Source organism: Acinetobacter sp. GQ146, from assembly GCF_059758585.1.
In genome coordinates, this window is sequence record NZ_JCAXDV010000009.1 from 43,384 (window position 1) to 55,922 (window position 12,539).

A 12,539-nucleotide genomic window follows, 5' to 3' on the forward strand; every position below is an offset into this window, starting at 1 on the left:
ATTATGACTCCGCGACTAAACCGTATTCTTTTGCCTGTTCCAAATTCACACTAACAAGTTTGGATGTACCCGGTTCTGGCATGGTCACGCCCAGTAAATCGGTTGCCATCGTCATTGCTAGCTTATTATGTGTAATGTAAATGAATTGAACTTGTTCAGAAAGCTCTTTTACCAAATTACAGAAACGCCCCACATTGGCATCATCCAAAGGTGCATCCACTTCATCCAAAACGCAAAATGGCGCAGGATTTAAACGGAAAATGGCAAATACCAAGGCCAATGCCGTCAATGCTTTTTCACCACCGGACAATAAGGCCAGTGAACTGTTGCGCTTACCCGGTGGGCGTGCCATCAGTTTCACCCCAGACTGCCAATCATCTTCTAAAGTCAAACAGGCTTCTCCCCCATTAAAGACTTTAGGGAACAAGTCCTGTAACTCGGTATTGACGTGATCGAAAGTCGTCATAAACAACTTACGGGTTTCTTGGTCAATACTTTTCATGGCAGCTTGTAGTTGCGCCACGGTTTTCTCTAGATCTTCAATCTGATGACTGAGTTCATCAAAACGTTTGGAGACTTCTTCATATTCTTCCGAAGCCGCCAAGTTGACTGCACCTAATTTGGCAAACTGCTGTTGGGCTTTTTCCAAACGTGCCTGATGTGCCGGTAAATCAATGTTTAAACCCGTAATCAGCTCACTGTCCATGGCTTTTAACTGCTCAGAATAGTGTTGAAAATCGGATTTGGCTGCCTGCCACGCCAAACGCTTTTCTTCGAGCTGACTGCGTAACCGTTCATCTTGCTGTTGCTGTTGATGACGTTGTTCCGTGACCTGCTGCTGTTTTTCTTGCACACTGTTGAGTTCTAACTGCCATGCATTCCAGTTTTTCTGCAATTTTTCAGTCTGTTGGAACTGTTCGGCAAATTGCGACTCCAGACTTGGCAATTCAAGTTGCACAGGGTCAATAAACTTTTTGGCTTGTTCAATTTGTTGGGTAATTTGCAGATTTTGGGTTTTCAGGAAAGAAGCATCTTTTTCCAATAGCTCTGTTTGCTGTTGAGTTTGCGTCGCATGACGGCGTAACACTTCCAGCTCTTGTTGCGAGTGCAAGGCTTGCTGCTGCGCCAACTCGACTTGCTCAGTCAACTCTTCTAGTTGAAACTGCGTAGTTTTATAGTTTGGCAACACCTGTTCAAGCTTCAGCGTCAATGCATGCAAATCTATTTCCAGATCATCTTTTTGCATAGCATCTTCTTCAAGCTGCTGCTCTAACTGGACAAGTTGATCTCGTAATTGTTGCTGTTGCAAGGCAAATGCTTGGGCACTACTTTGCAGCTTGGCAATATTGACATCCAATTGTTGTAGTGTTTTCTGCTGTTGTTTCAGTAACTCTTGCTGCTCCTTCAACACAGCCTGTTGCTGTTGCATCTGTTGCTGCAACTCAGGTAAATGCTGCTCTGCTTGCTCATACTGGGCTTGTAACAGGCTTAATTCACTCTCAATGCCTTCCAGTCGAATACGATGACTGAGTGCGCCCTGACCTGCTTGGCTGCTTTCATCATAATACAGCGCAATAACCCAATCCGCACCGACATGATAACCGTCTAAGGTTAAAATCGACTGGCCTGGCTGAAGCTCAGATTGATGCACTAAAGCCTGTGTCAGTGAGTTGGCAATAGCGACCTGATTCCACAGCGAATGTGATGCTGAGGCAATCCAGTCTGCCAGACAGGGGAATTGTGGCAAAGTCAGCTGACTACTGCCTGTGCTCATTTTAAGCTGACGTGCAATGCTTTCTTGGAATTCCGCTTCTTCATCCAGCACTTCTGCTGAAAGCCATTTGGTCAGAAACTTTTCAATTAACTGCGCATGCGGTTTGCCTTGCTCATTTAATTTTAAGGACTGCATCAATTGCACATTAGAATTATGCGAATCAGGGCTTTGCTTAGCGACCAATTGCGATAAATTTCGGTGTTCCGATTGTAAAACCTGAATCTCCGACTTGAGCTGTAGCAGCTGGCTTTTTTGCAGGGCATATTGCTCTTGTAACTGCTCGTGTTGCTGAGCTTGCTGCTGAATGTCGAGTTCTAATTGCGCTAATCTTGCCTGAACGCCTTGTTTTTCCAGTTCTAATTGCTGTACATCATCGCCTTGGGTTTGCGATTGAATCTGTGCGGCTTGCAATTGCAAAGTCTGTTTCTGCTGTTCAATCCGCTCAATATTCTTCGTTAACTGTTCAGATTGAGCCAGCATCTGCATTTTTTGCTGTTGTTGCTTTTCAACTTGGGTTTTCAGCTGTTCAAACTGCTGCTGCACCTGTTGCTGTTGTGCTTTAAAATCTTGATAACTTTGGCTCTGCTGTTGGTTCAGCACTTCGCATTGCTGCAACTGCTCGGTCTGATCATCTTGTTGTTGTAACAAGGTTTCTAACTGCAATTCAATCAGTTGCAAACGTTCTTTGGTCTGCGCCTTTTGCTGTTCCAGTTGTACCAGTGTCGACGTATTTTGCTGAAACAGTGACTGTTTTTGTTCTAGGGTCATTTTCAGCTCAGCCAGTTTTTTCTCTGCCTGTTGCCACTCATTTTGTAATGGCGTCGATTGTTGAATCAGACGCTGAAAGAGTTCACTGGTCGAACTTAAGTCATGCTCCAAGGTGCTGAGTTCAGAGCGAACCAACTTAAACTGGTCACCCAACTCATTCATCTGTACCGTATATTCCTGCTGCAAACGGCTACTTTGTTCACATTGGAATGACAACACTTCAACCTTAATGCTCCGAATGGTTTTTTCTAATTCTTTATATTGAATCGCAGTTTCAGACTGACGTTTTAAGGTTTTAAGCTGTGACTTTAACTCTTGGGCAATATCTTCCAAACGCGATAAATTCTGGGTGGTATGATCCAGATGCAGCAAGGTTTCGCGACGACGTGCCTGATAACGCGACACCCCCGCCGCTTCTTCAATAAACACTCGCATTTCTTCAGGTTTGGCATCGACCAAACGGTTAATCATGCCTTGCTCAATAATCGCATAAGAGCGTGGACCTAAACCTGTACCCAAGAAAATATCGGTAATATCACGGCGACGACACTTGGTGCCATTCAGGAAATATTCAGACTTACCATCGCGATTGACCTGACGTCGAACAGCCAGCTCATTATAGGCATTATAGGTACCGCCTAACTTTCCATAGGTATTTTCAAAACGCAGTTCGACACTGGCCACACCCACAGGCTTACGCTTGGCAGTCCCGGTAAAGATGACGTCTTGCATGCTGCCACCACGCAGTTGGCGTGCATTAGACTCACCCATGACCCAGCGAATGGCATCAATCACATTGGATTTACCACAGCCATTGGGTCCAACTACCGCGGTACGGTTGGCTTTAAAATGTAAGGTCGTACTGTCGGCAAACGATTTGAAGCCTGAAAGTTTTAAACTGCTTAAACGCATAATGTCCTGTTAACGTCGTGAACGACGCGCCCATGCTAATTCGATTTGTTTCATGCGTGTTAGAGATTCCAACACCAAGTTACGCAAGTGTCGGCAAAAATCGTCCATAAATAAAGTGGCTTGTTGTGATTTTCGGATTAAAATTGCATCACTCACCAATTTAAACAACTCAAACGACTCTTGTAACTCCCTGCGCGATGTATTTAAGGTTAAGAAATAACTGCGACGAATGGAAGGCAACAACTCCTGATAAAAATTCATTAAATAAGGATTCGCCACCATATCCTGCTGTTGGGCAAAATATTGAAAAATTAAATCATAGAATTTCTCGGTATGTCCTTGTCGGCATTCTTCTTGAATCTGCTCCATTAACCGCTGAAACTGTTCAGCTTCATGCTGCCGCCAAGTTTCCGCAATGCGATGCACAATCTGCCCCGCAAGCATGGCACAACTGTCAAATAATGCACGCACCTGTTGTGCCGACATTTCTGAAACTATCGCTCCACGCCGCGGAAAAATCTGAATCAGATGCGTGCGCTCCAAGAGCAACAAGGCCTCGCGCACCGAACCACGACTCACATCCAGTTCTTTGGCAATTCTGAGCTCCTGAATGCGCTCACCTTCGACCAATTCGCCACTAATGATTTGCTCACTAATATGTTTGGCAATTTGCTCGGACAGGCTTTCTATTTCTTCTTGTTGCATACTTTTCCTATCTTGTTTTTATTAAGATGCAATCTCAAATACATCATTCCACCGATGTCATAGTTTTAACTGATTTCAACGGTCTGGCACCATGTCATTGTCAGACAATATTATGTCTAAAAAGCCAATTCAAACAGCAAAAATTATCACAAATCTTTAGAATAATTTTGAAAAACCTTGGTAAATAAAATAAAGCCCCACCGTCGTCAACAATCCTGAAAAGCAGCGCTTGAGCATTGCTGGTGACAATTGATGTGCAACTTTTGCACCAAGTTTAGCGGTCATAAAACTCATCAAACTGATGCCTAAAAATGCATAGACATGAATATAACCAATGGTATTCGGTACATTAACCTGCGCTTTGGCACCAAACCAGATGAAACCTAAGGCACCTGCAACAGCAATCGGTAAACCACAAGCCGCAGACGTCGCCACCGCTTTTTGCATGACTACCCCGTGACGGTTCAGATAAGGGACGGTTAAGCTACCACCGCCAATGCCAAAAATTGCCGAGGCAACCCCAATTCCACCACCCGCGAGCATCTGTTTGGCTGTCGAAGGTAACTGCTTCGAGGTATCCACTTGGGCTTTTGCCCCTTTAAACATGCGATAAGCCACCCAAAGGGCAAAAAAACCAATAATCAGTTGCAAACCTTGTCCCGGCAATAAATCCGCAATGCCCGCCCCCAAAAAAGAGCCGATGACTAACCCTGGAGCTAAATTGCGAAATACCGACCACAACACCGCACCTTGTTTATGATGTGCAGAAACCGAACTGAAAGAAGTTACAATAATGGTCGCCAAGGATGTGCCCAGCGCCATATGCATAATTACAGCAGGATCATAGTGCAACTGAGTAAATACAATATACAGAATCGGAACAATGATCAGACCGCCACCGACTCCAAACAGCCCTGCGGTAAATCCTGCGATTGCACCAATCAGTAAATATATGATTAACTCCATAAATATTTTCCACTATGCCTAGATTCAAATGGATGCCGAAACTCGCCAACTACAACAAAGACTTCAGGCCGCACAACAACTCCCAGAAGTCCTGCTGCTAAAACCGACCACCACATCGACCAATGATGATGTGCGTGAACTTGCACAAAAAGGAATACACAGTGCATTGGTTTGCAGTGCACAACAAACGCAAGGAAGAGGACAGCGACAACGTCAATGGGTGTCACCCGAAGGAAACGTGTATTTAAGCACATTGCTCAATACACGAACAGCAATAGATGGACGTTTAGCTCTAGAAGTTGCGCTCAATATTCTGCACATGCCGAGTCTAGAGCAACTCAACTTGCAAATTAAATGGCCGAATGACCTGTACAGTGTGCAAGGTAAATGGGGCGGTATTTTGATTGAGCCTATCAGTCCCAACCAGGTCATTGTCGGGGTTGGACTCAATATTGCGCCTGTGGCTGATACCAGCATTGATCAACAAGTGACTTCACTCACCGAGCTGGGGCTACAACTTAGTTCCCGTATAGATTTGATTGCAGAACTCTATTTAGCCATTCACCGTGCTGGAGAATGGTTTGATCACCAAAGCTATAACTTGGCCGCGCGTTTTAATCGCTATGCCGCTTTTCAGCAACAAGCCGTCGAATTCGAACATAGTACTGGTCTGTGCTCGGGGACTTTTGTCGGTATTCAGGACGATGGCGCAGTATTGCTCGAAACTGAAACTGGCCGACAAAGTTTTTACCAAGGTCGTTTACGACTCAGTACAGCAACCGAATAGGATGATGTAATGAAAAGTTTATGGCTCGATATTGGCAATACCCGACTCAAATATTGGCTGACTGAACAGAATCAAATTGTGGATCATGCGGCTGAACTGCATCTACAGTCTCCTGCCGATTTATTACTTGGTTTAATCCAGCATTTTCAAGGTTTGAACATTCAGCAAGTGGGCGTCTCATCGGTACTGGATCAGGAAAATAATCAACGAATCCAAACCATTCTGGAACGCTTAGCAGTACCTGTAATCTTCGCCAAAGTACATACTGAATATGCAGGTTTAAAATGCGGTTATGATGATCCAAAACAATTGGGAATAGACCGCTGGCTACAAGTTTTGGCGGTCGCCAATCCAGATCAAGACCTCTGTGTAATTAGTTGCGGTACAGCCTTGACGATTGACCTTACCCATGGGACACAACACTTAGGCGGATATATCGTTCCTAATTTGTATTTGCAACGGGATTCACTGATTCAAAATACCAAAGGTATTAAAATCCCAGATGCTGCATTTGAAGAACTCAGTCCGGGGCGAAATACCATTGATGCTGTACATCATGGCATTTTCTTAGGTTTACTCAGTACCATTGAACGCGTGATGCAGCACTCACCACGGCAGTTGGTGTTGACGGGTGGTGATGCGGAATTGTTTGCGCAACATTTACAGCAGTATCAACCGATTGTAGAAGCAGATTTACTACTAAAAGGTTTACAGCATTACATGCGTCATCAAGCTAAAAGCATTAAAGCCTGAAAAATCTGAAAAATCTGAAAAGTAATCTTGAATCATAAAAAAAGGTGCATCAAGCACCTTTTTTTAACATCAATTTAAAGCATTATTTTTTCTGGTCATTGTTGCCAAACAAAGGCCCCATGCCACCGCCACCACCAAATTGCTTTTGTAAGCCACCCAGTGAACGCATCATTTTTGCCATACCCGATGGATTCGCAAACTTCTTCATCATTTTCGCCATTTGCGCGTGTTGTTTGATGAGTTTGTTCACTTCTGTCACTTCCATACCGCAGCCAGCTGCAATACGTTTTTTACGGCTCGGGTTCATCAAGTCTGGGTTACGGCGTTCTTTAATGGTCATCGATTGAATAATCGCTTCCATTTTCTTAACTTGCTTTTCAGGGTTCGCTTGCGCAATCGCATCTTGAATACCTGAATTGCTCATGCCAGGCAACTTGTCCAAGAAGCCCATCATGCCGCCCATTTTATTCATTTGTTCAAATTGCATGAGCATGTCTTCAAAGTTGAAGCTTCCGCCTTTCTGCAATTTTTTCGCCATTTTTTCGGCTTTTTCTTTGTCGATTTTACGTTCAACTTCTTCGACCAAAGAAAGTACGTCACCCATACCCAAGATACGTTGTGCAACACGCTCAGGATGGAATGGCTCTAAGGCATCGAGCTTTTCGCCCATACCCAAGAATTTGATTGGCTTGCCGGTAATGGCACGAACTGAAAGTGCCGCACCACCACGTGCATCACCATCAGTCTTAGTCAGGATGACACCGGTTAACGGTAAAGCATCATTAAAGGCTTTGGCTGTATTTGCCGCATCCTGACCCGTCATGGCATCAACCACGAACAAGGTTTCAGTCGGCTTAATCGCAGCATGCAGCTCTTTAATTTCGCCCATCATGTCTTCATCGACATGTAAACGACCTGCGGTATCGACAATCAAGACATCCGCAAACTGGATTTTGGCTTGTTCAATCGCACGGTTAGCAATATCAATTGGCTTTTCATTGGCATTCGATTCAAAGAAAATCGCGCCAACTTCGCCCGCTACAGTTTGTAGCTGTTTAATTGCCGCAGGACGATAAACGTCCGCAGACACCATTGCGACTTTTTTCTTTTGACGTTCTTGTAAAAAACGTGCCAATTTTGCCGCAGTCGTGGTTTTACCTGCACCTTGCAAACCTGCAAGAAGCACGACCACTGGCGGTTTGGCTGCGAGGTCGAGGCTTTCATTGGCCTCACCCATCATCTTGGTTAATTCGTTATAAACAATTTTAACGAAGGCTTGCCCAGGAGATAACTGCGTCATCACTTCCTGGCCTAATGCTTCTTCCTTAACTTTCGCGATGAATTCACGAGTTACAGGTAACGCAACATCGGCTTCAAGAAGTGCCATACGTACTTCACGTAACGTATCTTTAATATTATCTTCGGTTAGCTGCCCTGAGCCAGTAACATTTCTTAAACTCTGCGTGAGTCGTTCTGTTAAGGTATCAAACATTGCAAAATCCGCTTAAAATAGCCAGTAGCAAAAAAATCTTTCTTAAAATAGAAAATTTATGCATAAGATGCTATAGGATACTGTAGTTCGAGTCGAATTTATATAAATGAATATTCATCATCCTGAAAAAGGTTTGACATGATTAGTCTTCCCTTGGTTTATACCATTTTGGCTTTAATTGCCTATACCACCTCCTTTTGGTATTTATTCCTGCATTTAATGTCGAAACGTGAACCAAACCACTGGTTTATTGGCGTGATTTTAGGTTTAGGTCTGCTGCTGCATGCAGGCGTTCTGTATCACGACATGATTACACCACTGGGGGTCAACTATGACGTTTTTGTCCTCATGTCCTTTACCTCAGGCTTGATGCTGCTGCTGAGTCTGATTTTTAGTACTTATCGCCCGATTCTGGCGTTAAATTTAATTGGTATTCCTGTCGCAGCTACAGGTCTCATTCTAGGCTTTGCCTTTAGTAAGCCAGACCAGTTTATTGAACAGCACTCCGTCAGTTTAGATATTCATATTATTTTGTCTTTATCGGCCTATGCCGTTTTGCTGATGGCAACCATACAAGCCGTGATTTTATGGTTTCAAAACCGTGAACTGAAAAACAAGCAAAAGAAACGCATTTGGGTCAATCTACTGCCCTCTTTTCAAGCCATGGAATCGTTGTTATTTGATTTGATCCATACCGGCTTTATTCTTTTAACCGTAGCTTTACTGTTTGGCTTCTTCACCATTGAAGACTTTTTTGCCCAGCATTTAGCGCATAAAACGGCGTTCAGTATTATTTCATGGTTTGTGTATGGTTCCCTGCTAATTGGTCATTACAAGTTTGGCTGGCGTGGGCAAAAAGCGATTCGCTTTACCCTAATTGGCTTTTTCCTTTTGGCCGTTGGTTTTATTGGTTCTAAGTTTGTCTTGGAAATGATTTTGGGGAAATAAGGCTTTTTTTGTTTAACTTGCCTTATTAAATATGTGGAACATATAGATTCAATAGGAAGGCCCAGTTTATATAAATTGGGCTTTTCTTTAATCCGTAATCCATTGCTTTTAAGTGCACTCAATAGTGCATTTCGTATAAGGTGTATTCTGTTGATTTTAGAAAAACTTAAATACTTTTTACTGTGTTGAATACGTTATATGCCGCTTTTATCCGTTCTTCATTTGGTATTCTTTTATTCATTAACATGACTAGCCCAAAGCCTTTTTCAGGAATAAAAAGAACGTAAGTTCCAAAACCATTGGTAGAACCAGTTTTATGAAAAACTTTGGATTTTGACTGACTAATATCATTTATAACTGGATTTGATTGCATAACAACACTTTCAGAATTGCTCTCTTGCAAAATTTCTAAGGTAGTCGGATAAGAGAATGTCTCCCACCCAAGCGCCTGAGTCATGTTTCCAAGCTTGAAATAGCCTTTGTGCGTTTCTAAAATGGCTGTCTTTATCTTTGAACTATTTTTTTCTACATCCAAATTTGAGTTTAAAAAACTCAGCATATCTGGAAGTGTAGATTTAACTCCATATGCTTGAGCATCTAATGCACCAGGATTAACTCGAATAAGATTATTCTTTTGATCATGCCCAAAAGCATAATGTTCTATCTGTTCCTCTGGAACGTTCACATAAGTGTTTTTTAAATGAAGACTTGGAAAAATCACCTGTTCTAGTAATGATGGGAAAGGGACTTTCATTGATCTTGCTGTTAACTCGCCAAACAATCCAATACTTGGGTTTGAATATTGACGATATTTACCAGAAGGATTTTTTATATGCCAATTTTGAAAATAGTCTAAAACTTGCTCATCTGTTTTAACATAATCAGGAAATTGTAAAGGTAAATTACCGCTAGTATAGGTCGCTAATTCCAGCAAACTCACCTTATCAATTTCTGAATTCTTTAAAGCTGGCCAATATTGACTTGGATGATCTTTAAAAGATAATTTTCCTTGAGCCTTAGCATAAGCACCCGCGGTTGCAGTAAAAAGCTTGCTGACAGAACCCAACTCAAAGATAGTCCGACTATCTACTTTTTTATTATCATTATTTGATTGAAGACCATAATAGTGTTCGTAGTTTTCTCCCTTATAGATGACGCCTATCGCCATTCCTGCCACACCATACTGTTCCATAAGTGGTTTAAATGACTGGTTAACAGCAGTTTCAATATCTTTTTGATTTGCTTCTATTTCATATGCATTTGAATGAATACTACATCCCACAGCTAAGGTAAAGAGACTAGTTTTAAATAGTTTTTGGGTTTTAGATAACATTCCTGCTATTAGCCTCAATAATACAAATAACAATGTTCTCACTTATCTAATATATTTTCTGTAATAAATCCTTACCCCTTCTATTTAATGAAGTGGGCGTTATGCGAAATAACATTAAAACTCATCCACGCACTTACAAAAGCCTCACTTAACCAATCGTGTGGGTTGTATTCACATCTACAGGAAGCTTCGACTAGTGTATGACAATATTCCCTAACCAATAGCACTGATCGATAAACCTTAAGTACATAAGAAAGATAATCAAATGGATCATTTTTTATCCATCTGTTATACTGGCTAAATATTTACTCCCCTTCTTCCAATTTAGAGTAACGCCAATGAAGTAAGTCTTATTTTCCGTCAAATCTATTTTATTTGTTTTCTGACGTGCAAAATAAACTTATTTACTACTCTATATCTCTATAAAAATTTATTTTGTATGTCCTGTATAAAGGAGTCTTCAATGACCCAACAGGCCTGTACTGTAAAAAATATCAGCGTTCAATTTGCTCATGAACCACTTTTTCAACATTTAAACTTTGAATTGCCCGCTGCCCAATGTTCAGCTCTGATCGGACGCAATGGTCAAGGCAAATCAATATTAATGTCGCTACTCACTCAGACGCACATGCCCAATTATGCGAGTGGCGAAGTGATTTGGCATATGCCATTTTCCTACTTAAGTCAGCTCGAGCGTTTAAGCAACTGTACGCTTGCCGAAGCCCTTAATATTGCTGACTTACATGCAAGTTTTCAACGTATTGAACAATCGACTGCGAGCTTTGAAGACTATGACTGCGTCGAACATGCATGGCATCAACCCACTGAATGGTTGAAATTGCTAGAAAGTGCAAACTTACCTACAGATCTATCTAGCTCAGTTTCTCAACTGAGTGAAGGTCAGAAAACTAAACTGGCACTGTGTCGCCTTTTTTTACAAACTGAGCATTATTTACTTCTTGATGAGCCCAGTAATCACTTAGACCATGCAAGTCGTGCATGGTTAAGTCAAAAAATCCTTCAGCATCCTGCGGGCTGTTTAGTCATTAGCCACGACCGCACATTGTTAAATCAAATCTCCAATACGTATGTTTTAAATGATTTTGGTTTGCAACACTTCCGTTGCAACTATGCCGAGTATCAGTCACAAGCAGAGCAACAACAGCAGGCACTACAACACAATATCTCGCAAGAGAAACGCGAACTAAAACAATTACAAGTCCAACAGCATGGGCAGCGCATGAAAGCTCAGAAAAGGCAAAAGTCTGGGAAGAAATTACGAAGCTCTGGTTCTCAAGCCAAAATCCTACTCGACTTTAAAAAAGAACGTGCGAGTCAAACCTTATCGGGAGTCGCGCAGCAACAACTTCGCCAAAAGGAACAAGCGCAAGATGAGCTCAAAAACAAGCAGCAGCAACTAGAACAGATTAAGTCACAAAAGTTTGATTTCCATTTTCAACCTAAACAAACAGGTGAAATTCTTCGTTTGAAAGAAGTGGGTTTAGCAACACTTTCTATCTCGCCTATTTCTTTCGCCTTACACAACGGAGAAAAAATCCAACTGCGCGGCCAAAATGGTTCAGGTAAGTCGACCCTACTTCGTGCCATTCAAAATCATAGTCATGTTCAATCGGGAGACATTTTTAAGCGTGGAGCATCGTTATATTTAGATCAAAACTTTAGCCTACTGGATCCAGAACTGAATGCGGTACACAATTTACAATTATTGAATCCGTCTTTGTCCGATGAGGAGTGTCGGAATCAATTGGGGCAACTTCGAATTCGACGAGATAAGGCTCTGCTTCCCATCTCACTACTCAGTGGCGGTGAACAACTCAAAGTCGCTTTACTGTGTATCAGTCTCGCAGCACAGCCTGTGGACTTACTGTTACTGGACGAACCCGAAAATCATCTCGACATCGACTCAAGACAACTGTTGGCACAGGCTATACGCGATTTTACAGGGGCGGTTATTTTAGTTTCGCATGATGATGCCTTTATCGAGGAGACACAGATTGAAAACTATTTCGATTTAACCCAAACACCTTAGACTAGACAGCGTGATCGGATTTGCGTATAACACCGTTCTTCAAATTTAACT

General features: G+C 42.2%; 9 protein-coding genes. 4 read left to right on the forward strand and 5 right to left on the reverse strand.

Annotated features, from left to right (window positions below; genetic code table 11):
• Position 1: 1 nt before the first annotated feature.
• From smc to AC6CHI_RS13825, 3 genes are all read right to left on the reverse strand, one after another.
• The gene (gene smc, locus AC6CHI_RS13815; RefSeq protein ID WP_498121948.1) at positions 2–3,454 is read right to left on the reverse strand and encodes a chromosome segregation protein SMC; all 3,453 of its coding nucleotides are present in this window, start codon (positions 3,452–3,454) and stop codon (positions 2–4) included.
• 9 nt (positions 3,455–3,463) lie between these two features.
• Positions 3,464–4,159 carry a GntR family transcriptional regulator gene (locus AC6CHI_RS13820; RefSeq protein ID WP_498121949.1) on the reverse strand — a complete coding sequence of 232 codons (696 nt, stop codon included), beginning with the start codon at positions 4,157–4,159 and terminating at the stop codon, positions 3,464–3,466.
• Positions 4,160–4,315: 156 nt separating this feature from the next.
• Entirely contained in the window at positions 4,316–5,125 is an 810-nt protein-coding gene (locus AC6CHI_RS13825) for a sulfite exporter TauE/SafE family protein (protein ID WP_498121951.1), read from the reverse strand.
• A 28-nt stretch (positions 5,126–5,153) separates the two neighbouring features.
• On the opposite strand from AC6CHI_RS13825, the gene AC6CHI_RS13830 reads away from it, so the two are divergent.
• Positions 5,154–5,912 (forward strand): biotin--[acetyl-CoA-carboxylase] ligase, encoded by a 759-nt coding sequence (locus AC6CHI_RS13830; protein WP_498121952.1) that lies wholly within the window; start codon positions 5,154–5,156, stop codon positions 5,910–5,912.
• A gap of 9 nt (positions 5,913–5,921) precedes the next feature.
• Complete coding sequence (locus AC6CHI_RS13835) at positions 5,922–6,665, forward strand: type III pantothenate kinase (protein WP_498121953.1); 744 nt, start codon at positions 5,922–5,924, stop codon at positions 6,663–6,665.
• An 82-nt stretch (positions 6,666–6,747) separates the two neighbouring features.
• Here the strand turns inward: AC6CHI_RS13835 and ffh are convergent, their stop codons facing one another.
• Entirely contained in the window at positions 6,748–8,157 is a 1,410-nt protein-coding gene (gene ffh / locus AC6CHI_RS13840; RefSeq protein WP_458893217.1) for a signal recognition particle protein, read from the reverse strand.
• A gap of 138 nt (positions 8,158–8,295) precedes the next feature.
• Here ffh and AC6CHI_RS13845 point away from each other — a divergent pair, with 138 nt between their 5' ends.
• Complete coding sequence (locus AC6CHI_RS13845; RefSeq protein ID WP_498121955.1) at positions 8,296–9,105, forward strand: cytochrome C assembly family protein; 810 nt, start codon at positions 8,296–8,298, stop codon at positions 9,103–9,105.
• Positions 9,106–9,271: 166 nt separating this feature from the next.
• On the opposite strand, the gene ampC is transcribed toward AC6CHI_RS13845, so the two are convergent.
• Positions 9,272–10,438 (reverse strand): class C beta-lactamase, encoded by a 1,167-nt coding sequence (ampC, locus tag AC6CHI_RS13850; protein ID WP_498121957.1) that lies wholly within the window; start codon positions 10,436–10,438, stop codon positions 9,272–9,274.
• A 463-nt stretch (positions 10,439–10,901) separates the two neighbouring features.
• Between ampC and AC6CHI_RS13855 the strand changes: the two genes are divergently transcribed.
• Positions 10,902–12,488, forward strand: coding sequence for an ATP-binding cassette domain-containing protein (locus AC6CHI_RS13855; protein WP_498121959.1), 1,587 nt, complete (start codon positions 10,902–10,904; stop codon positions 12,486–12,488).
• The last annotated feature ends 51 nt before the right edge of the window (positions 12,489–12,539 follow it).

Bases quoted from the DNA above. Each gene is read 5' to 3' on its own strand.
- ampC (WP_498121957.1), bottom strand. From the start codon at position 10,438: ATGTTATCTAAAACCCAAAAACTATTTAAAACTAGTCTCTTTACCTTA.
- AC6CHI_RS13830 (WP_498121952.1), top strand. From the start codon at position 5,154: ATGGATGCCGAAACTCGCCAACTACAACAAAGACTTCAGGCCGCACAA.
- AC6CHI_RS13825 (WP_498121951.1), bottom strand. From the start codon at position 5,125: ATGGAGTTAATCATATATTTACTGATTGGTGCAATCGCAGGATTTACC.
- AC6CHI_RS13855 (WP_498121959.1), top strand. From the start codon at position 10,902: ATGACCCAACAGGCCTGTACTGTAAAAAATATCAGCGTTCAATTTGCT.
- smc (WP_498121948.1), bottom strand. From the start codon at position 3,454: ATGCGTTTAAGCAGTTTAAAACTTTCAGGCTTCAAATCGTTTGCCGAC.
- AC6CHI_RS13820 (WP_498121949.1), bottom strand. From the start codon at position 4,159: ATGCAACAAGAAGAAATAGAAAGCCTGTCCGAGCAAATTGCCAAACAT.
- AC6CHI_RS13835 (WP_498121953.1), top strand. From the start codon at position 5,922: ATGAAAAGTTTATGGCTCGATATTGGCAATACCCGACTCAAATATTGG.
- ffh (WP_458893217.1), bottom strand. From the start codon at position 8,157: ATGTTTGATACCTTAACAGAACGACTCACGCAGAGTTTAAGAAATGTT.
- AC6CHI_RS13845 (WP_498121955.1), top strand. From the start codon at position 8,296: ATGATTAGTCTTCCCTTGGTTTATACCATTTTGGCTTTAATTGCCTAT.